Source organism: Deinococcus fonticola (assembly GCF_004634215.1).
Classification (GTDB): Bacteria; Deinococcota; Deinococci; order Deinococcales; family Deinococcaceae; genus Deinococcus; species Deinococcus fonticola.
The window spans coordinates 1-20,113 of record NZ_SMMH01000033.1; the positions used below are offsets into that span (position 1 = coordinate 1).

Here is a 20,113-nt window from a genome sequence, read left to right on the forward strand (position 1 = left end):
CGCCCGCAGAGCCGCTGGTCGGTCAGGTGAAACGTCCGGTGGCGAACCGGACGTTCAAATCCCTGGATGAGGTCGAGGAGGTGTTGAGTCAGGAGTGCCAGCGCCTGATGGCCAATCCTTCAGTGGTTCGCTCGCTCACCTTCTTCCCTTGGATTCGAAATGTTCTGAACTCAATTTAGTTCCGTATAAAACCTATTTATGTGAATAATGACAGAAAGATGGTTTGGATAAAAGTCACAATTAAAATGTGAAAAATCTGTCACTGTCGAATAAAAACACAGAAATCTCACAGCGCGTCAGCTGGAAGTGCTGTTTAATTCTTCAAGAATGATGAAGAAAAACCTCAGCTTCTTCGCCCTTGGCCTCACCCTCCTGCTCGCCTCCTGCAACCAGGGCAGTAACCCCAGCGTCACTGCCCCCGGACAGACGGGCACGGCGCCCCAGCCTGGAACGGGCACCGACACCATCGCCAGTGACGAAGCCCTGAGTCCACTGGGCGTGGCCGCCGCGACCACCCTGACCGTGGGCCAGACCCGCCAGTTCAACGTCACGGTCAACGGCGCGGCCCCCACCCCGGGCCAGCTCGTGTGGACGACCACCAACGCTGGCGTGGTGAGCGTCACGCAGACCGGCCTGGCGACCGCCCGCGCGGCCGGGAGCGCCACCGTCCGCGCCGCCCTGGCCAGCAACCCAGGCGCTTATATCGACTTTCCTATCACGGTGACGGCCACCACGACCGCGCCCGCCCCCACGCCGACCAGCCCCACCACCACCTTCGCGCAGCGCGTGCTGGAACTGACGAACGCCGCCCGTGCCCAGGCCCGCACCTGCGGTACCACCAGTTACGCCGCCACCAGCCCACTGGCGTACAACGCCCTGCTGGAACAGGCGGCGCAGGGCCACGCCAGCGACATGGCCGGCAAAACCTACTTCAGTCACACCAGCCAGGACGGGCGCACCTTCGCGCAGCGCATCAGCGCCACCGGCTATGCCTGGCGCACCATCGGCGAGAACATCGCCGCCGGGCAAAGCACCCCGGAAAGCGTCGTGAGCGGCTGGCTGCAAAGCCCCGGCCACTGCGCCAACATCATGAACCCCGCTTTCAAGGAACTGGGCGTGGGGTACGCCTACAACACCAGCAGCAGCTACCGTTACTACTGGGTGCAGGACTTCGGCGCTCGCTAAAGTAAGCGGTCACTGCAAAGCCAGGCAAATAAAAGAGGAGGTCAGGGTCATCCTGACCTCCTTAAACCTGTTCCAGCCGTCGGTGCGGTGGCGGCGGCAATTCGACGTGAATGGCGTCGCCTGCTTTGACTTCTCCCCCACTCAGGACGATGCCCATGATGCCCGCCTTGCGGATCAGGTGGCCGTGTTCGTCTTCGTCCAGAACCGCTTTCAGCAGACCCGGCTGAAAATGCTCGATCTGAGCGCAGGGGTTGCGTAAGCCCGTGATTTCCACCAGCGCGGCCGGCCCCAGGCGCAACCTCGTTCCGGTGGGCAGCCCCAGCAGGTCGAGACCGCGAGTCAGGAGGTTCTCGCCCAGGTCGCCCGGTTGCACCGTGAACCCTTTCCCGGCCAGTTCGTCCAGCAGTTCGGCGTGAATCAGGTGAACCTGCCGCAGGTTCGGTTGATCCGGGTTCTGCCGCACGCGGGAGCGGTGCTTCACCTTGGTTCCGGCGTGCGCGTCTCCCTGCACACCCAGGCCTGCCAGCAGCTGAATGGAAGGGGTGAGCTGCTTACTGAACCGGTGCTGACCATCCTGACTGACAGAAACGACTTGCATTACTTCACCTCATTTGAAAGTGACGGATCAAAAAGTGGCTGCTCAAAAAGGCTCTGGGGCTGTTCCAGCAAGGCACGAATCGGCGCATAGCTGCGGCGGTGAACGGCCGAGACGCCCAGTTCGCGCAGCGCCACCCGGTGTCCTGGCGCACCGTAGCCCTTGTGGCCTGCGAAACCGTAACCGGGGTGCTGCTCGTCCAGTTCCCGCATCAGCCTGTCGCGCTCCGTTTTGGCCAGCAGGCTGGCCGCCGCGACGCTGTAGCTCAGGGCGTCCGCCCTGGGGGGGGCCAGCAGCGGCAGGTCGGTACGCAGTTTCAGGTAGTCGGTCACAAGCGCCTGGGGCGGCGGGTCGAGCCGCGCCAGGGCACGCGCTGCCGCCGTGTGGGTCGCCCCCAGAATGTTCAGGCGGTCAATTTCCTCCGGCCAGGCGTGCTCCACGGCGTAGGCCAGCGCCACACGCCGCACCTCCGTGGCGAACTCCTCGCGCTGGGCCGCCGAGAGCTGCTTGCTGTCTCTGAACGGGTAGTCCTGCGCCAAACCGGGCAGGATCACCGCCGCCACCGTCACCGGCCCGGCCCACGCGCCGCGCCCGGCCTCGTCCACCCCCGCGACCCGGAAGTAGCCGCGCCGCCAATGCTGACGCTCGAAGGCCCAGTCAGGGGTCACGGAAGGAACGGACATGCCTAGAAGGTAGCAAAGGTGGCCGAAGGCTACTCCTACCGTGCCCGCCGCACACACCGCCTCGCCTTCTGGCCTTAGCCTGGGGGCATGGGAAAGAAGTCACGCCTCGCCAACCACCTGCCGGCCACCGTGGAGCTGCGGGACATGCCGGGCACGCGGGTGATGTTCTGGGTGGTGAGCGCCTGCCCCTACTGCGGCGAACAGCATCTTCACCTGGCGGGCAACCTGCGCTCGGCCGATCCGGGCGAAACCCTGGGCGAACAGGCCGCGCCGTGCGACCCGGAAAAGGTCTACGAGTTGACGTTGCCACCCCGTCCCAGGAAAAAGAAGGGCAAACGTGGCCGCCGCACCGACTGGAGTGACGAGGACTGGTAGAAGGCGCCGTTTGCTTCCCGTATGCTGTCCCCATACTCTTTGAACTGGGCTTTTTGAACTGGGGGCAAAATTTTGAGGCTAGTGACACTTGTCGCGCGTGGTCTACTGTGGCTTTTCCTTCTGCTGGTGGTCGTGCTGGCAGGCAGTTTCTGGTGGTTGCGGGGCAGCACCACACCGCGTACGACGGGCCAGGTGAACTTGCCTGCCGGAGTGGTGCGTGGCCCGGTATCGGTCACGCGGGATGCCTGGGGGGTGCCGCACATTCGCGCTGCCACGGACGAGGACGCCGTATTCGCGCTGGGGTTCGTTCACTGGCAAGACCGGGCCTGGCAGATGGACTTTCAGCGGCGCGTGGCGCAGGGCCGCCTCTCGGAGATCGTGGGGAAACCCGCGCTGGAACAGGATAAGTTCCTCAGAACGTGGGGCTTTCAGCGGGCGGCGCAGTCGGCCCTGCCGGCCCTTTCCCCACAATCACGGAAACTGATTGCGGCGTACACGGCGGGCGTAAATGCCGCCATGAAACAGGGCAAAACGGCGCTGGAATTTCAGATTCTGCGGTACACCCCGGAACCCTGGTCTGAGGTGGACAGCGTGTCCTGGAGCAAACTCATGGCCTTCGACCTGGGCGGCAATTACGAGCAGGAAGTCCTGGGCGCGGCGGTGGTCAAGCAACTGGGACAGGCGGGGCTGGAGCAGGTCTTCCCACCCTACCCGGCGGGTGCGCCCACCATCCTGAGTGCCGACGAACTCGGAAAAACAGCGCAGGCGCAGCAAAACGGCGGAGAGGTCGCCCAGCTGGAAAAGGACACCATCCGTGTATTGCAGGCCAATCTGCGGGCGGCCCGCGCCCTGGGCATGCAGGCCGTGCCTGGCAAGGGCAGCAACGACTGGGTGATAGGCGGGAGCCGCACAGCCAGCGGTAAGCCCATCCTGGCCGACGACCCGCATTTGAGCCTGACCAGTCCCATGCTGTGGTATCTGGCAGACATCCAGGGCGACAGGTTGAAGGCGATCGGCGCGAGTATTCCCGGCCTGCCCGCCATTGTGATCGGGCGGAACGAGCGCGTGGCCTGGGGCGTCACGAACGTGAACCCGGACGTGCAGGATCTGTATCTGGAACCCGAAAACGCAACATTGACGACCCGTCAGGAAGTCATCAAGGTCAAAGGACAGCCGGACGTGACCCTGACCCTGCAGGAAAGCCGCCACGGCCCCATCATCAGCGGGGAGGGTGCGGAGGGGCTGGGGCAGCGCGTGGCCCTGAGGTGGACGGCCCTGCTGGGCGGGGACACCACCATGGACGCCTTTCTGGGTCTGAACTATGCCGCCAACTGGCCGGAGTTCACGGCGGCCCTGGAACGTTACGTGGCCCCCAGTCAGAACTTCGTTTACGCGGACGTGGACGGCAACACCGGGTATTACGCCCCGGGGAAAGTACCCATTCGCCGCGGCTGGGACGGCAGCCTGCCAGTGAAGGGTGACGGCTCGCGCGAGTGGACAGGCTTTATTCCCTTCGGCGACTTGCCACACACCTTCAATCCTGCCGACGCTCTGGTGGTCACCGCGAACAATAAGGTCGTACCGGACAGCTACCCCTTCAACCTGGGGAACAACCGCAACTGGGCCGAACCGTACCGCGCGCAGCGCATCACGGGGCTGCTGGAGGCGAAACGCACCGGCCTGACCGTCGAGGACGTGAAGAGGGTGCAACTGGATACGCACAGCCTGGTGTGGGAAGAGCTGAAAACCTACCTCCTGAGCGCCAGACCGGACGGCGAAGCGAGCGGAAAAGCCCTTGACCTGCTGAAAAACTGGGACGGGAATATCACCGTGAACAGCGTTCCGGCCACCATTTTCGAGATGTGGCTGCTGAAACTTCAGGAGATGGGTCGGGATGAGTTGAAGAGCGACGTCGCCATCAACAGCCTCGCCGTGAAAAACCAGCTGGCCAGCAGCGGGGAATTCTGCGGCCCGGATCACTCCTGCCAGGATGAGCTGACCCGCACGCTGAAGGCCGCTGCAGACGAGCTCACGCAGCGCCTGGGCAGCGACGTGAGCGCCTGGGAGTACGGAAAACTGCACCAGGTGGCGAGCAACCACCGCATTTTCGCGGACGTGAAACCCCTGGCCCGCTTCTTTAACCACAGCGCCCCCACGCCCGGCGGGACGAACACCGTGAACGTCGCGCGGCCCGACCATGACACATTCAAGCAGACGCACGGCCCCAGTTACCGCCAGATCGTCGACCTGAGCGACCTGAACCGCAGTGTGTACATCGGCAGCCTGGGCCAGAGCGGCAACCCCCTGCTGCCGCACGCCGCCGACCAGCAGCCCATGTGGGTGGCCGGCCAGTACCTGCCCATGAGCACCGACCCGAAAGACTGGGGCAAGACAAGCGTGATGATGCTGAAATAGTGCGGTCGCTTCCGCCCCTGGCCTGCCGAGAACAGAGCCTTCACCAGCCACCCCATTCGGCAGGCAGAATGGAACCTTCCGTGTGTGCTTGCCCCGTCCCATAGCCCCTTTTGCAGTCAACCCCTGTCTTGCAGCCGGGGTTGTCCTGATTCTGGGCAAGTGGTGCATTCCACTGTTGGATTTTGGCGCTCTCGTGCGATACTGAGGGTTATGGGTGTTATTCCTTATGTGATTGAACAAACCGGGCGGGGGGAGCGGTCGTACGACATCTACTCGCGCCTGTTGAAAGACCGGATTATTTTCGTGGGCACCCCCGTGGAGTCCCAGATGGCCAACAGCATCGTGGCGCAGCTCCTGCTGCTCGACAGCCAGAACCCCGAGCAGGAGATTCAGATGTACATCAACTGCCCCGGCGGTGAGGTGTACGCGGGCCTGGCGATCTACGACACCATGCGCTACATCAAGGCTCCCGTTTCGACCATCTGCGTGGGCATGGCGATGAGCATGGGCAGCGTGCTGCTGATGGCCGGGGACAAGGGCAAGCGCATGGCGCTGCCGAACAGCCGCATCATGATTCACCAGGGGTCGGCGGGCTTCCGGGGCAACACGCCGGACCTGGAAGTGCAGGCGCGGGAAGTCCTGAAGTTGCGCGATACGCTGGTGGAGATTTACCACAAGCACACGGATTTACCGCATGAGAAGCTGTTGCGGGACATGGAGCGCGATTACTTCATGTCGCCGGACGAGGCTTTGAAGTACGGCCTGATTGATCAGGTGATCGAGCGCACTCGTAGCATTGGGGGTGAGGAATGACCAAGGGTGGTGATCGGTGCTCTTTTTGCGGGCGGCAGCATCCCCAGATTGCCCAGCTCATCGAGGCTCCGGGGCGCGTGGCGTTCATCTGCAACGAGTGTACGGAGCGGGCGCATGATCTGGTGAAACAGCAGAAGAAGGCCGGCAGCGAGTTCAACATCGAAGAACTGCCCAGCCCCAAGGAAATCAAGGCCTACCTCGACGAGTTCGTGATCGGGCAGGACGAGGCGAAGAAGGCCCTGGCGGTGGCGGTGGTCAGTCACTATCAGCGTCTCTCTCACCCGGACGTGAACTTGCAAAAATCCAACATCCTGCTGATCGGGCCGACCGGGACGGGCAAGACGCTGCTGGCGCAGTCTTTGGCCGAGATGCTGGAAGTGCCCTTCGCCATCGCCGACGCGACCACGCTGACGGAAGCGGGTTATGTGGGCGACGATGTGGAGAACGTGATCGTGCGCCTGCTCCAGGCCGCCGAGTACGACGTGGCGGCGGCCGAGCGCGGCATCATCTACATTGACGAGATCGACAAGATTGCCCGCAAGTCAGAAGGCACCTCGATCACCCGCGACGTGTCCGGCGAGGGCGTGCAGCAGGCGCTCCTCAAGATCATCGAGGGCACGGTGGCGCAGGTTCCGCCGCAGGGGGGCCGCAAGCACCCGCAGCAGGAACTGGTGCAGGTGAACACGAAGAACATCCTGTTCATCGTGGGCGGGGCGTTCGACGGCATGGGCGACATCGCCCGCAGCCGCACCAACGTCCGCGCGGTGGGCTTCGGGGCCGAGCACAAGGGCGAGGAGAAGGACGAACTGCGCTTCCTGCCCGAAGACCTGGTGAAGTTCGGCCTGATCCCGGAGTTCGTGGGTCGCCTGCCGCTGGTCGTGCAGTTGCAGGATCTGGACGAGGACGCCCTGGTGCGGATTCTGACCGAGCCGCAGGGCGCCATCGTGAAGCAGTATCAGGCGCTGTTCGGGTTTCAGGACGTGGACTTGACGTTTACCGACGCGGCCCTGCGTGAAGTTGCGCACCGCGCCAAGGAACGCAAGACCGGGGCGCGGGGACTGCGGGCCGTGCTGGAAAAAGCCATGACCGACCTGCTGTTCGAGATGCCGGTGGACGGCCTGAAGGAACTGAAATTCGACAAGGATGACATCGACCACCCAATGACCCTACTTGAGTCTAAGGGACTCAAGAAGTCTGCCTAAATCCAACCAAGATTACAACACACTCTCCGCCTGCCGCCTAGAATCCTGGGACGCCGCAGGCGGGGGTATTTTTTTAAGATTCCTCCGCGATACACTTAAACATTCCCGTCCCGCCAGGGGCGGCCTCAAGGAGAAAGAATGATCTGGGAACTTCCCGTAGTCGCACTGAGAAACATGGTCATCCTGCCCGGCATGACCCAGAACATCGACGTGGGCCGCGCCAAGAGCAAACGCGCTGTGGACGAGGCCCAGGCCTCCGACCGCCGCGTGCTGCTGCTGACCCAGCGTGACGCCCGCACCGACGACCCCACCCTGGGCGAACTGTACGACATGGGCGTGCTGGCCGTGGTCAAGCAGGTCGTGCGGATGCCCGACAACACCTACCAGGTGCTGATCGAAGCCCAGGAACGCGCCAAAGTTGAAGGCGAAGTGCCGAGCGCCTACCTGCGCGTGCGGGCCGAAACGCAAGCCGCGCCCCCTATTTCAACAACCGGCGACGACAGCCGCGAAATCACCGTGCTGGCGCAGGAAGTCAAGTCCAGCTTCGAGGAGTACCAGCGCCAGAACAAGAACCTGCGCCTGGACAATTACCAGCTCGAAGGCATGAAGGCCCTGACCGACGCCGGCGTGCTGGCCGACCAGGTCGCGCACCACGCCACCTGGACGCCTGAGGAGAAGCAGGAAGTCCTGAATGCCGTGACCCTGCGCGAGCGCCTGGAAACCGTGCTGAAACTCCTGACCCGCGACACCGAGCGCTTCAACATGGACAAGAAGATCGCCGGGCGCGTCAAGGAGCAGATGGACGCCAACCAGCGCGAGTACTACCTGCGCGAGCAGATGAAGGCCATCGGCAAGGAGCTGGGCGGCGGCGAGGACGGCCCCGCCGAGGTCGAGAGCCTGCGCGAGAAGATCGAAGCGGCAGGAATGCCCGAAAGCGTGAAGGACAAGGCCCTGAAAGAGTTGCAGCGCCTGGAACGCACCCCCGGCGGCAGCCCCGAAAGTACTGTCGTGCGCAATTACATCGACTGGCTGATTGACGTGCCGTGGAGCAAGCGCGACGAGGAAATCCTGGACATTGCCCGCACCCGCGACATCCTGAACGACGACCACTACGCGCTGGACGACGTGAAGGACAGGATTCTGGAATTCCTGGCGGTGCGCCAGCTGACCCACAAACCCGCCGAGAAGGCGGCGGAAGGCGAAGGCACCGAAGAGGCGAAGAAGGAGCGTACCGCCGAGGAACGCACCGACGACGCCGAACTGCGTGCGCCGATTCTGGTGCTGGTCGGCCCTCCAGGGGTCGGGAAAACCTCGCTGGGCAAGAGCATTGCCCGCAGCCTCAACCGCAAGTTCGTCCGCATGGCGCTGGGTGGCGTACGCGATGAGGCCGAGATTCGTGGGCACCGCCGCACGTACATCGGCTCGATGCCGGGGCGGATCATTCAGGCCATGAAGACGGCGGGCGTGACCAACCCCATCATCCTGCTCGACGAGATCGACAAGATGAGCAGCGACTGGCGCGGCGACCCCAGCAGCGCCATGCTGGAAGTGCTCGACCCCGAGCAGAACCACACTTTCCAGGATCACTACCTGGAAGTGCCGTACGACCTCTCGCAGGTCATGTTCATCACCACGGCGAACAGTCTCCAGACCATTCCGCGCCCGCTGCTTGACCGCATGGAAGTCATCAATATTCCCGGTTACACCCAGCCGGAGAAAGTCGAGATTGCCAAGCGTTACCGCGTGCCGCGCCAGATCAAGTCGCACGGGCTGGACGGCAAATTGGAGATTACGGACGGAGCGCTGAACCGCATTGTCGAGGAATACACCGTCGAGAGCGGCGTGCGTAACCTGGACAGGCAAATCAGCAAACTGGCCCGCAAGGCTGCCCGCGAGTTCCTGGAAAACCCCTGGGACGGCGTGAAAGTCATCGATGCGCCGCAGGTGCCGGATTTCCTGGGCGTGCCACTGCACCGTCCCGACCGCATGGAGAAAGAACCGCAGGTGGGCGTGGCGCAAGGCCTGGCCTGGACGAGCGTGGGCGGCGCGATGCTGCTGGTCGAAGCTCTGGCGACTCCCGGTAGCGGCAAGATCAGCATGACCGGTTCCCTGGGTGACGTGATGAAGGAAAGTGTCGGCGCGGCCATCGCTTACCTGCGCGCGCACGCAGGCGAGTATGGAGCGGACACTGACTTCCACAAGAACCTGGATGTTCACGTTCACTTCCCCGACGGCGCCACCCCCAAAGACGGCCCCAGCGCCGGGATTACCATCGCCACCGCGGTGATCAGCGCCATCACCGGACGCCCGGTGCGCCTCGATGTCGCCATGACCGGCGAGATCAGCCTGCGCGGCCGGGTGCTGCCCATCGGCGGGGTCAAGGAGAAACTACTGGCCGCGCACCAGGGCGGTATCCGCGAAGTGATTATTCCCAAGGACAACGAACCGCACCTTCAGGAGGTACCCGACAGCATCCGTGGCGACCTCAAGATTCACGTGGTCGAGCGTGTCGGCGAAGTCCTCGACCTGCTGCTGCTGCCCAAACCGCAGACGGAACAGCCGACGATTCCGCCTGCCCAGGGCCAGAACGTGACCCGCCCCGGCGCCTGAGAACAGCGCAGAAAGCCAGCACAAGACCCCAGGTTCATTTCCTGGGGTTTTTTCGTGACCGCTGCGAATCGAGAACGCTGTCCTGCCCGCAGTTCTATTGTCCAGCGTTTGCGGGGCGTGTGAGCCCTTGCGTGACCAGCACGAGCAGCAGCAGCAGCGCGGCCAGGGCCAGAAAGGCGACGGGGATGCTGCCTGAACCGTACTGCGCGTTCGTCCAGCCGATGAGGCTCGGGGAAACGGCGCCGCCGAGGCTGCCGGAGATCAGCAGGAACGGCACGGTGCGGACGGGAATTTCGCGGCTGAGCCACACGAGCGTCGTGGGGAACACCGGGCCGACCGCGAGGCCGGCGAGCAGGTACAGGGGAGCGGCGAGGGTCGGGACGAGCGTGGTCACCAGGGTGGCGAGCGTGGCACTAACCACCGCCCCAAGAACCAGACGCTGCGGCTGGAAGCGTGCCCCGAAGGCGCCTGTCAGCAGACGGCCGATCATCAGGCCCGCCCAGTACCCACTGACGATCAGAGCGGGATTTGTCCAGTTCAGGCCGGTCAGGTGAGTGGCGATCCAGGCTCCGAACCCCACTTCCAGCGCCACGTAAGTGCCCAGGAGCAACGAGAACATCAGGGGAATCCAGAGGGGGACGCGTCCACTTTCGGCCTGTCCAGTTCGATGTTTCGGGACTTCCGGCACGTTCCACAGACTGACGGCCCCCAGGGTGAAGAGGGCGAGCACGGCGATTACCAGAAATGGCACCCCTAGGCCTTGCGGGGCGCTGGCGACAACCAGCAGCGGCGAGAGCAGGCTGCCCAGGCCGAACACGGCGTTCACGGTATTCGAGGGGCGCGTCCCAAGGCTGGCGTAGGCAGTGTTCAGGGCGGCGCTGACGATACCCAGACCCAGGCCGCCGGTCAAGGCGCCCGCCAGGGCCAGCGTCCAGCCCGGCGCCAGGGCAACCAGCACCACGCCGATCAGCAGAATGCCCAGGCCCGCGTTCGCCACGCGCCGCGTACTGAAGTGGGCCAGGGCCACGCCCGTCAGCAAAGGTGCGGCAGCCGATCCCAGGAAATGAACGCTGGCGACCAGGGCCACGCCCTCCGTATTCACCCCAAACTTGCGCTCAAAGGCCGGAAAGGCCGGGCCGTACACCGCCTGAAGAACGCCCATGGTCAGGAAGGCCAGCAGGCCGGGCAACAGGGTCAGGTGGGCACGGGGCGAGCGGTCAGGGGGCAAGCGGTCGGGGTGGGAGGAGGCAGGCACAGGGTGGCAGCATAGCGGGCCACACCTCCCCCAATGCAGGCCCAGTGCAGTAAAAGCCAGTCAGGGGCGGAATGCTGTGCTTTCAGACCTGTGCTCTACGCTGACGCCGTGCAAAGAAAAGCACCCCTACCCGCCCCGTCTGCGTCCTGCCCGATACAACTCACTCGCACTGCCCGGCCAGAAATGCACCTCTCATTTGGACATATGCTCCAGAAAATGGTATGGAACTGGGCACGGAACGTATGACACACTGAGCAGAACGTGGAAACGCAACTGGCCCTGCTTGAGTTGTACGAGTACAAGGTGACCGACCTTACCCAGGGCCGGCAACCGCTGGGGGGGCGGCGTTCCCTGCTGGAACTGCGTGACGAGTTGCGGCAAGCTGATCTGGACGCCGCCCTGACGCGCCGTTTTGCCAGGGTCGATCGGCTCTTCCGGGACTCGAAAAGGCGCGCCCCAGTCGAAGCGTCGCTCCACACACCTGAACAGCAAGTCGAGGAGGTGCGGGAACCATTCACCGCGTCCCACCGCGTTAGACAAACAGAGTCACCGGAAGCGGCGGCCTGGCAGGAATTGCAGCAACTCGTGTGGTTCAGCCGACTTCAGGAGCGGGTGCAGGCGCTGGTGCTGGCGGCCCGCCGCGAGGCTGGGCACGCCACCCTGCGCGTCATCTACGCCGTGACCGAAACGGCGGAGCGCGCCCTGCGGGGCGTCACGGAGGCGTTCGCAGTACCGCTGGCGGACGACCGATTGCTGTCGCTGGATGACCGTGAAATTGCTGTGCAGCTCGGGGAGGCGCTGTGCCATTTGCTGCTGACCCGGGAAGGCGAGCTGGCCGTCCTCGACGCCCTGTCGCTCACGCGGGCGCAGCCTTTCCCGCCGCACGCGGACGAGGCGCTGCTGGCGGCACGGATCGAGGCGGTCGAACGCGAGCCCCTCAGCCCGGCGGCGCGCGACGACCTGATTCGCGCCCTGCGTCAGCAGTACCCGCAAACGCCCGGCCCGCGTGAACGGCCTGCCGTGAGGCTGGCCTGCGCCCGGCTGGAGCATGTGCTGGAGGCCGAGCTTCAGGGCCGCCCGCGCCTGACCGAGGTGCCGCCAGGCAGCGTCCTGTACTCCGACGACCCGCGTACCGAACTGACCGACCCCCCGCAGGAACAGGACGAACTGGTGATCTTTCTGGGCGGGGCAGGCCAGGAAACGTACTGGCACGACCTGCACCTGCGCTGGCAGCGGGTCGGTCAGGACTGGCACCTGATGCTGGACAAGCAACTCGTGCTGCTGCGGCCCTCGCTGACGGCGGCGCAGCGGCACCTGAAAGTCAGGCTGAACCAGGAAATCCTGTGGCTGTACCACACCGGCGACTACCTGCTGCTGCGGCACACAGCGTCGCCCCAGCAGACCCTGCGGCAGCTGGCGCAGCAGGCGCACCTCACGGCGCAGCTGCTCGACCCGGCACAGACCTACGCCAATTTGCGGCTGGGACGCGCAGTGTCCCGTGCCCTGCGCGACATGCCGGTTGACCCGCAGGAATTCTGGCCCGCTTCCGCTGCGAAATACTCCGGCGTGGACGCGGCCGAGTTGCTGGCTTTCGCGCGCCAGGGCGCGGCCACCCTATTGACCCTGGCCGAACAGCGCCGCGCCGGGGACGTGCAGGAACTGATGAACGACCTGGCGCCCCTGCTGCATGTTCCCCAACCGCACGTGCTGGTTCTGCAACGCGCCCTGGAGGACGTGCAGGTGGTCACGCAGACCAACGCGGAAGTTTCAGCTTACCCGCTGGTCGTGCCCACGGGCGGCCACTTCAAGGCGGTGAAACTGCGGGAGCAGCCGCTCAATTTGCAGTGCAGCGGCCGTGTCGTGACCCTCAGCCGCGACTACAAAGGAGACGTAGCGGTGCTGCTGCCAGGCGGCCCGAGCGGTGAAAAAGCGGTGCTGACCGATCTGCTGGTGGTGGCTGTCGGCGACCTGAGCCTGGTGCTGGTCAAATGGCAGGGCTGGGTGGCGGCCATGACCATCCCGCAGCTTCCCGCGCGGGGCTAAAGGCTGAACTGAACTTAGGTGCGGTTCAGTCGCGCCCCTGCGGGGCCGGCTCGGAAGCGTTCGCTCCGTTGGGGGCCGGGGCGGTGGGGCTGGCGGGCACAGCGGCCTCGGCCCGAATAACCTGGGGCTGGGCGGCGATGACCGTCACCTCGGCGGGTTTGACCGTCTGGGTCGCCGGCCCGGACAGTTCACGGGTGGCGTCCTCAAATTCTTCCTTGAGGCCCTGGGTGCTCTTGCGGAATTCGCGCAGGCCCGCCCCCAGGCTCTTGCCCAGTTCCGGCAGTTTACGCGGCCCAAAAATCAGCAGGGCGACGATCAGGATGGTCAGAATTTCAGGAAAACCAAGTCCGTTCATGAAAACCTCGTGGAGCCGGGCGGGCGGCAGGGCTGGGGAATGCGGTGCACTTCAGGGCGGAAATCAGTGCAGGAAAGGAGGGGCCAGGGTCGGTAAAGAGCAGGGCGACTGACCATACAGCGACTGGTTCCAGTCTACGCCCGGCACACCTGCCGCACCGTGACGCCCTGAACACCGGGCCAAAGCCTAAGGAGGAAAAGTAAAACGGACGTGAAAGGCGAGGGATAAATATAGAGATTGGAGGTGTTCTGCCCACCTCTAGCGCAAAGAGGGCTCACCGGCCTGATCCTCGCGGCGTTCGGGGGCCAGGTCGCGGTAGGCCCGCAGCGTGCCGTTCATGAAAGCGACATACAGCGTGCCGTTGGCGGCCAGCGGGGTGGCCTGCACGCCGTGCTTTTCGCGGTGCGTCCAGCGCGGTGCACCGCTGGGCAGATCCAGGGCCACCAGTTCGCCTGCCTCGGAGGCCAGGAACACCAGGCCGGCGCTGATGACCGGGCTGGCGGTCACGCGCCCTTCCAGACGGTGCTCCCACAGGTCTTCACCGTCATTGAGCTTCAATGCGCGAACGGCGCCGCCCCAGCCGGACACCACCACGACGCCCTGCATGGAGGGGTCGGCCAGCTTGCCGGGCAGGGCGGCCGACGAGATGGCCGGCGCGGCCCACACCTCGTCCTCCAGGTCGTACGTCCACAGAATGGGTTCAGCCATATTCAGGCTGACCCGCCCGCTGGCGGCGCTGAGGCGCAGGGCGTGCACTTCCCCGGCCCAGGTGGCGACCACCAGGGTGGCCTCACCGGGCGCGGTGGGATACAGCGCGGGCGTGGCGTGCACGGTACCAATCTCCACTTTCCACAGGGCGTGGCCGCTGCGGGCTTCCACGGCGTGCAGCCAGCCGTCCTCGTCGCACACCAGGGCGGCCCCGGCCCACAGGATGGGGCTGGCAGCCAGCGGCCCGCCGGTGCGGTAGGCCCAGGCCAGTTCCCCGGTGCGCAGGTTCACGGCGTGCAGGTGACCGTCGCGGCTGGCCGCCAGCACGCGGTTGGCCCATACGGTGGGGGCCCCGGTAAATTCGGCGCGGGCCTGGTGCCGCCAGATTTCCTGCCCGGTCTGCAACTCCATGCGGCGCAGGGTGCCGTCCCAGGCGCCGTACAGCACATGACCGCCGATGAAGGTGGCCGGCGCGGTCACTTCATCTCGGGCGGCGTAGGTGGCGTAAGGGCGGCCCGAGGCGTGCGTCAGCACCAGTTGCCCGCCCCGGGTACCCACGCTGATCAGGTCGCCTTCGCCCACCACGGCGGCGGGCCAGGTGACCTCGCCGGGCAATGCCACACTCCAGGCCTCGTGCAGGCCGGCCACGCGGGCCGGGCCGTCGGCGTGCTCGCCGGTGCGCGTGCGCCCGCCGCGGTACTGCCCCCGGCTGTGGTTCGCCCACAGGTTCTGGCGCGCCAGTTCCCACAGGTGCGCCAGCGCCTCGCCGCTCGCCGGTCGGCGTTCCGGGCGTTTGGCCAGCAGCGCCAGAATCACGCGGGCCACCGCGTCGGGAATGGCGGGGTTCAGGTCGCGCGGATCCGGCACCGCCTCATAGACATGCTGGTACAGGATGCTCTGGTCACTGTCGCCCAGAAACGGCGGACTGCCGCACGCCACGCGGTACAGCACTGCGCCCAGCGCATACAGGTCGCTGCGGGCATCCACTCCCGTGCCCCTGGCTTGCTCGGGGGCCATGTAGATGGGCGTTCCCAGCGTCACGCCGCTGCGCGTGAGGTTCAGGGTGTGCTCGGAAAGCGCCACCAGCCCGAAATCCATGATGCGCGGCAGGCCCGAGTCGTCCAGCAGGATGTTGCCCGGCGTCAGGTCACGGTGCACGATGCCCTGCGAGTGAATGAAATGCAGCGTGCGCGACACGAACTCGGCCGCCGTCAGGAAACGCGAGAGAGGCCTCAGCGCGTCCTCCAGCGGCCCCAGCGACGTCAGCGGCCCGCCGGTCATCAGTGGCATGGTGAAAAAAGGCCGCCCCCCCGGCGTTTCCTCGCCCAGATCCAGCACCGGCACGATGCCGGGGTGCGTCAGGCGGGCCAGCGTACGCACCTCGCGCAGAAAGCGCCGCCGGTCGGACTCGGGCACGTGTGCATGCATGGCCTTGAGCGCCACTTCCCGGTCCATCAGGGTATCCAGGGCGCGGAACACCTGAGCACTGCCGCCCTCGCCAATCAGCGCGAGAAGGTCGTACCTTCCCACCAAGTTCTGTCCGGCTTCCAGCGGCATCCTGCCCCCAGTGTAGTTCGGCCGGCGCCCGGAACGGCCTTGAATGTTCAATATCGCAAGGTGAACCGGGGCGACCCCCATATCGGAGGCCGCCCCGGGCTGGATGACTCAGTCTTTACTCGTGGTCGTGCATGTCGGGCGCGTGTGCGTGCCCGTGGTCGAGTTCCTCGGCGGTGGCGTCACGCACGCCCAGCACCGTCACGTCGAAGTGCAGCGTTTCGCCGGCCAGAGGGGGGTTGAAGTCCACTTTCACGCTGTCGCCGTTCACACCGATCACCGTGAAGGGAATGACGCTGCCGTCCTCGGCCTGGGCGTAGTACGTCGAGCCGACTTCGATGTCGTCGTCGAAGTCCTCGCGGCTGAGTTCCTCGACGGCGTCCACGTCGCGCATGCCATAGCCTTCCTCGGGCGTCACGGTGACCTGCATGGTGTCACCGGTGGTTTTGCCTTCCAGGGCTTTTTCCAGGCCGGGGATGATGTTGCTGTGCCCGTGCAGGTACACCAGCGGCTCGCCGGGTTCGCTCTGGTCGATGACCTCGTTGTGAACGGTGAGTTTGTAATCCAGGTCGACGACTTTGTCCTTGGTGATGTTCATGGGTGCTCCAGTATGAATGATGGCGAGGAACCAGACGGTTCGGTCGAGAAGGCGCTCTGATTCAAGCTCCGTCAGGTTAGCGTGCCGAACCGCAGGCACGATGAACGTTTCCTTTAGCGCGTCCGGAACGACCAGCCCACCGGGCCGGCGTCCGTCTGGAAAAGGATGTGCACCTGCGCGGCGCGCGGCAGCGGCTGGCGGGGCAGGGCGATGGCGACCCCCTGCGCCTCCAGCACGCTGCGGCCCACGCGGGTGTCCCCCGCTGACGCGCCGCTGAAAGTCTGCGCGGTGAGCAGGCACACGGCAGCGGCCTTGCCGTTGATCTTCAGTTCGGCCCGACGGGCGGCGCGGCCCTGGCCCAGCAGCAGGGCGATGGGCGCTCCGACCGGGTGCGCGTAACCAGGGCAGCCGGGCAGCGCGTCGGGGAACTCGAAGCGCGAAAGTGCCTGCGGGGCCAGCACGCTGCCGGGGCGCGGGAACCTCACCGGGTATTTTGCGGCGCCCGTGCGCCCACGTTTCACGTCCAGCACGGCGGCAGTGTGAATGTCGCCGGCAGCGTCATGCTTGACCGAGAAGGCCGCCCGGCTCAGGCGCGGGTCGAGGAGTTGCGGCAGATGAAAAGGCCCGTTTTGCCAGTACGTCAGGGCCTGCGTGGCCGTCGCTTCGGGGCGCACGGTCACGTAGTAATGAGCGTGCGCGCAGTTGGCCCCGGCCGGCGTGTAGTGCGGGTCGGCGGGGTCTTCGCGGTGGCTTCCGGTGTCGGTGCGGGTCAGGTAGTTGGCGTGCGCGTCGCATTCGGCCTGCCAGCCGGGCTCGGCTTTCACGCCCGGCAACCCGGCGAGGGCCCGGACGGCATTCAGGGCCGCCAGCGGGGTACTGGGAAGCGGCGCCGGGGCCAGAGGTCGCGGAAGTTTTGGGGCTTCACTTTTCTGCGCTGGCAGCACGGCGCGCGGCGGGACGGGCCGTGGGGGCGTGTTCTCGGATGGCGTACTGGCCGCCGGCGAAGGTGGCTTGACCGGCGTCTCCAGCTTCTCAGCCACAGAGGGCGAGAGGGGTGCAGCGGGAACGACCGGGGAGGGGGGGGCCACAGGGGCCGTCCGCGCCTGCTCGGGGGGCGACGGGGACGGGGCAGCGCGCTGGTTCAGCCAGCCGAGTCGCCTCATGCCCAGCACGCCGGCGGCAAGCAGGAGTGCGGCAACGAGCAGCAGGCGCAGCAGGTGACGGAGCATCTGCGGATCATGGTAAGCCGCGCGGTGAAGGTGGTGGGCCGAGCGCCTATGCTGCCTGCATGACTGCCCCCACCTTTCCGATGTTCGTGAGTGTCGAGGACGCCCGGCACCTGCTGGCCCGCCTGCTGCCCGTGAAGGGGGAAGAAACCGTGCCGCTGGCCGCCGCCCTGGGCCGCACGCTGGCGCAGGACGTGGCGGCGCTGGTCAGCCATCCCAGCGCCACCGAAAGCGCCCTGGACGGCATTGCCTGCCGCGAGGCGGACACCCTGGCGGCGCCCGTGACCCTGCAGGTGGTGGGCGAAAGCCGTGCCGGTCAACCTTTTGGTGCCCAGGTGCAGACCGGCGAATGCATCCGCATCTACACGGGGGCGCCGCTGTGCCCCGGCACCGACGCCATCTGTCCGATCGAGCAACTGGCGGACGTGGACGCCCACCACGTGCGCCTGCTGCGCCCGGCCAGCCGCGGGGACGTGCGCCCCGAGGGGGGTGACTTTCACACCGGCGAGGTGGTCTTGAAGGCCGGTTTGCCTCTCACGCCGTCGCGGCTGGCGCTGGTGGCGGCGCTCGGGCACGCTGAGGTGCAGGTGAAGGCCCGCCTGAGCGTGGCGCTGCTCTCCACCGGGGACGAGGTGGTGGCCCCCGGCACGCCCCTGCAGCCGGGGCAGGTGTACGACAGCAACAGCGTGGGCCTGAGCGCCCTGCTTCAGGAATGCGGCTGTGAAGTGGTGGCGCTGGGCCACGCGCCGGATCGTCCGGACGCCCTGAAGGCCATGTTGCGCGAGGCGGGCGGCGCCGACCTGCTGCTCACCAGCGGCGGCGTCAGCATGGGTCGCTACGATTTCATGCGCGACCTGCTGGTGGAGCACGGAGAGGTGGAGTTCTGGAAGATTCGGATGCGCCCCGGTGGCCCCGCCATCCTGGGCCGCTGGAACGGCCTGCCGGTGTTCGGCCTGCCGGGCAACCCGGTGAGCAGCCTGGTGGTGTTTCAGGTGATCGTGAAACCCGCCCTGACGGGGCAACCCCTCAGAACGCTGCGCCTGAAAGCCGGCACCCCGTTTAAAGCCCTGCCGGACAAGACGGCCTTCTGGCGTGCAACCGTGCTGAACGGTGAGGTACACGAGTACGCCCGCCAGGGCAGCGGCGTGCTGCGCTCGCTGAGTGACGCCGACGCCCTGGTGATCGTGCCCGAAGGGCAGGCGGTGCAGGCCGGCGAGAGCGTGGAAGCCCTGCTGCTGTAAGGCTTATCGGAGTTGGTGTGATACGGATTGAACCGCTTTGTCAACGATTCCATCAGGGGTGGTCTTACCCCCAGCGGCGGAGCATGCGTTCCCACTGCCTGTCCCAGACCTGTGCGGGAATGCTGCTGGGGTTCAGGAGGTCGTGCAGGTCACGGCTGTTCAGTTCACGGTACTCGCCGACGTCCATGTCGCCCAACCACACGCCCCCCACGCGGTAACGCATCAGGCGCGTCACCGGGTGAGCGATGGCGTCCAGCATGCGCCGCACCTGCCGTTTGCGCCCCTCGCCCAGCACGATGAACGCCCCGTCGGTGGCGACCTGGGCGCTGAGGGCGCGGGCTGGGCCATCGTCCAGTTCCACGCCGTCCAGCAACTGATCCAGCTCGGCCTGAGTGGGCGGAGCGTCCCCGGCCGTCCAGGCCCGGTAGGCTTTCTCGTGGCCATAACGCGGATGCGTCAGGGTCAGGGTGAGTTGCCCGTCGGTGGTCAGCAGCAGCAGGCCCTCGGAGTCGCGGTCGAGCCGGCCCACCGGGTGCAGGCCGGGAATGTCCGGCATGGCACGGAGGACATTTTTGCGCCCGTATTCGTCCTGCGCGGTGGTCACGTACCCGCGCGGCTTGTAGAGCGCGAAGGTGACCGGCTCGGCCGCCTGCGTTTCGATTAGCTGTCCGTCCAGGCGAATGTCGTCGTGTTCCGTCACGGACTGCCCCAGTGTGGCGGGCTGGCCGTTCACGGTGACGCGCCCGGCCTTGATAATTTCCTCGGCGGCGCGGCGCGAGGCCACCCCGGCGCGGGCCAGGCGCTTTTGCAGGCGTTCAGCGGCCACGTGCGCCCCCCGATGCGTAACTCAGGATGGCACTGAGCGCCAGGGCCCCCAGCAGCAGGCACAGGCCCAGCAGCACTGCGCGCAGCAGGGCCGGCATGGCCTCGCCACTACGCATCACCGCCGGCAGGAGTGTCGCCACCATCAGCAGGTTCCCGCCCGCCAGACCGCCCACCTTCGCCCCGTCGGGGCGCTGGGCCGCCGCCACCTGAAACGTTCCCCAGGCCAGCAGCAGGCCGCCCAGCACCCGCGCCAGCCACAGCGGCGATACGCCCAGCAGCCGCGCCACGTCCGGCGGAATGAAGTACAGATACAGGCCGACGGGAATCAGCAGCAGGGCGGTCAGGCGAAAGGCGGCACGTAGCACGCCCGCCAGTGTACCCCGGCCCAGCGAGCCGGCTCTGTGCAACGGCCCTGTGCATCGGCTCTGCT

17 protein-coding genes are annotated in these 20,113 nt (G+C 66.0%); 8 read left to right on the forward strand and 9 right to left on the reverse strand.

Annotation, left to right across the window (positions count from 1 at the left end):
• The first annotated feature begins 327 nt into the window (after positions 1-327).
• Entirely contained in the window at positions 328-1,185 is an 858-nt protein-coding gene (locus E5Z01_RS15660) for a CAP domain-containing protein (RefSeq protein WP_205750504.1), read from the forward strand.
• Between the two features lie 61 nt (positions 1,186-1,246).
• Here E5Z01_RS15660 and E5Z01_RS15665 read toward each other — a convergent pair whose 3' ends face one another.
• Together E5Z01_RS15665 and E5Z01_RS15670 are read right to left on the reverse strand one after the other, a co-directional pair.
• Positions 1,247-1,783 (reverse strand): MOSC domain-containing protein, encoded by a 537-nt coding sequence (locus tag E5Z01_RS15665; protein ID WP_135230213.1) that lies wholly within the window; start codon positions 1,781-1,783, stop codon positions 1,247-1,249.
• A complete protein-coding gene (locus E5Z01_RS15670; RefSeq protein ID WP_135230214.1) occupies positions 1,783-2,463 on the reverse strand; it encodes a ribonuclease HII in 681 nt (226 codons plus the stop codon). Before E5Z01_RS15670 ends, E5Z01_RS15665 begins: the two co-directional genes overlap by 1 nt.
• Positions 2,464-2,550: 87 nt before the next feature.
• On the opposite strand from E5Z01_RS15670, the gene E5Z01_RS15675 reads away from it, so the two are divergent.
• From E5Z01_RS15675 to lon, 5 genes are all read left to right on the forward strand, one after another.
• Entirely contained in the window at positions 2,551-2,838 is a 288-nt protein-coding gene (locus tag E5Z01_RS15675; RefSeq protein WP_135230215.1) for a hypothetical protein, read from the forward strand.
• An 81-nt stretch (positions 2,839-2,919) separates the two neighbouring features.
• Complete coding sequence (locus E5Z01_RS15680; protein ID WP_338069161.1) at positions 2,920-5,253, forward strand: penicillin acylase family protein; 2,334 nt, start codon at positions 2,920-2,922, stop codon at positions 5,251-5,253.
• Between the two features lie 201 nt (positions 5,254-5,454).
• Positions 5,455-6,066 (forward strand): ATP-dependent Clp protease proteolytic subunit, encoded by a 612-nt coding sequence (gene clpP, locus E5Z01_RS15685; RefSeq protein ID WP_135230244.1) that lies wholly within the window; start codon positions 5,455-5,457, stop codon positions 6,064-6,066.
• Entirely contained in the window at positions 6,063-7,268 is a 1,206-nt protein-coding gene (gene clpX / locus E5Z01_RS15690; RefSeq protein WP_135230217.1) for an ATP-dependent Clp protease ATP-binding subunit ClpX, read from the forward strand. Before clpP ends, clpX begins: the two co-directional genes overlap by 4 nt.
• A gap of 138 nt (positions 7,269-7,406) precedes the next feature.
• The gene (lon, locus tag E5Z01_RS15695; protein WP_135230218.1) at positions 7,407-9,878 is read left to right on the forward strand and encodes an endopeptidase La; all 2,472 of its coding nucleotides are present in this window, start codon (positions 7,407-7,409) and stop codon (positions 9,876-9,878) included.
• A 94-nt stretch (positions 9,879-9,972) separates the two neighbouring features.
• Here the strand turns inward: lon and E5Z01_RS15700 are convergent, their stop codons facing one another.
• Positions 9,973-11,133, reverse strand: a complete 1,161-nt coding sequence (locus E5Z01_RS15700) for an MFS transporter (RefSeq protein ID WP_240738487.1) — start codon at positions 11,131-11,133, stop codon at positions 9,973-9,975.
• A gap of 261 nt (positions 11,134-11,394) precedes the next feature.
• Between E5Z01_RS15700 and E5Z01_RS15705 the strand changes: the two genes are divergently transcribed.
• The gene (locus tag E5Z01_RS15705; protein WP_135230219.1) at positions 11,395-13,176 is read left to right on the forward strand and encodes a hypothetical protein; all 1,782 of its coding nucleotides are present in this window, start codon (positions 11,395-11,397) and stop codon (positions 13,174-13,176) included.
• Between the two features lie 25 nt (positions 13,177-13,201).
• Here the strand turns inward: E5Z01_RS15705 and E5Z01_RS20255 are convergent, their stop codons facing one another.
• The 4 genes from E5Z01_RS20255 to E5Z01_RS15725 all read right to left on the reverse strand — a co-directional run bounded on the left by E5Z01_RS20255 (position 13,202) and on the right by E5Z01_RS15725 (position 17,620).
• A complete protein-coding gene (locus E5Z01_RS20255) occupies positions 13,202-13,531 on the reverse strand; it encodes a Sec-independent protein translocase subunit TatA/TatB (RefSeq protein ID WP_135230220.1) in 330 nt (109 codons plus the stop codon).
• Between the two features lie 258 nt (positions 13,532-13,789).
• A complete protein-coding gene (locus E5Z01_RS15715; protein ID WP_135230221.1) occupies positions 13,790-15,796 on the reverse strand; it encodes a serine/threonine-protein kinase in 2,007 nt (668 codons plus the stop codon).
• Between the two features lie 115 nt (positions 15,797-15,911).
• On the reverse strand, positions 15,912-16,391 hold the full coding sequence (locus E5Z01_RS15720; protein ID WP_135230222.1) for an FKBP-type peptidyl-prolyl cis-trans isomerase: 480 nt from the start codon (positions 16,389-16,391) through the stop codon (positions 15,912-15,914).
• A gap of 113 nt (positions 16,392-16,504) precedes the next feature.
• A complete protein-coding gene (locus E5Z01_RS15725; RefSeq protein ID WP_135230223.1) occupies positions 16,505-17,620 on the reverse strand; it encodes a CAP domain-containing protein in 1,116 nt (371 codons plus the stop codon).
• A 59-nt stretch (positions 17,621-17,679) separates the two neighbouring features.
• Here E5Z01_RS15725 and E5Z01_RS15730 point away from each other — a divergent pair, with 59 nt between their 5' ends.
• Entirely contained in the window at positions 17,680-18,858 is a 1,179-nt protein-coding gene (locus E5Z01_RS15730; protein WP_135230224.1) for a molybdopterin molybdotransferase MoeA, read from the forward strand.
• 64 nt (positions 18,859-18,922) lie between these two features.
• Here E5Z01_RS15730 and E5Z01_RS15735 read toward each other — a convergent pair whose 3' ends face one another.
• Positions 18,923-19,684: a pseudouridine synthase gene (locus E5Z01_RS15735; RefSeq protein ID WP_135230225.1), complete on the reverse strand. Its 762-nt coding sequence runs from the start codon at positions 19,682-19,684 to the stop codon at positions 18,923-18,925.
• A complete protein-coding gene (locus E5Z01_RS15740; protein WP_135230226.1) occupies positions 19,674-20,048 on the reverse strand; it encodes a hypothetical protein in 375 nt (124 codons plus the stop codon). Before E5Z01_RS15740 ends, E5Z01_RS15735 begins: the two co-directional genes overlap by 11 nt.
• Positions 20,049-20,113: the final 65 nt, after the last annotated feature.

What these genes read in the sequence shown, in the direction of transcription:
- E5Z01_RS15730 (WP_135230224.1), top strand. Translation starts at nt 17,680, where the DNA reads ATGACTGCCCCCACCTTTCCGATGTTCGTGAGTGTCGAGGACGCCCGG.
- lon (WP_135230218.1), top strand. Translation starts at nt 7,407, where the DNA reads ATGATCTGGGAACTTCCCGTAGTCGCACTGAGAAACATGGTCATCCTG.
- clpX (WP_135230217.1), top strand. Translation starts at nt 6,063, where the DNA reads ATGACCAAGGGTGGTGATCGGTGCTCTTTTTGCGGGCGGCAGCATCCC.
- E5Z01_RS15725 (WP_135230223.1), bottom strand. Translation starts at nt 17,620, where the DNA reads ATGCTCCGTCACCTGCTGCGCCTGCTGCTCGTTGCCGCACTCCTGCTT.
- E5Z01_RS15715 (WP_135230221.1), bottom strand. Translation starts at nt 15,796, where the DNA reads ATGCCGCTGGAAGCCGGACAGAACTTGGTGGGAAGGTACGACCTTCTC.
- E5Z01_RS20255 (WP_135230220.1), bottom strand. Translation starts at nt 13,531, where the DNA reads ATGAACGGACTTGGTTTTCCTGAAATTCTGACCATCCTGATCGTCGCC.
- E5Z01_RS15720 (WP_135230222.1), bottom strand. Translation starts at nt 16,391, where the DNA reads ATGAACATCACCAAGGACAAAGTCGTCGACCTGGATTACAAACTCACC.
- E5Z01_RS15665 (WP_135230213.1), bottom strand. Translation starts at nt 1,783, where the DNA reads ATGCAAGTCGTTTCTGTCAGTCAGGATGGTCAGCACCGGTTCAGTAAG.
- E5Z01_RS15660 (WP_205750504.1), top strand. Translation starts at nt 328, where the DNA reads ATGATGAAGAAAAACCTCAGCTTCTTCGCCCTTGGCCTCACCCTCCTG.
- E5Z01_RS15670 (WP_135230214.1), bottom strand. Translation starts at nt 2,463, where the DNA reads ATGTCCGTTCCTTCCGTGACCCCTGACTGGGCCTTCGAGCGTCAGCAT.
- E5Z01_RS15675 (WP_135230215.1), top strand. Translation starts at nt 2,551, where the DNA reads ATGGGAAAGAAGTCACGCCTCGCCAACCACCTGCCGGCCACCGTGGAG.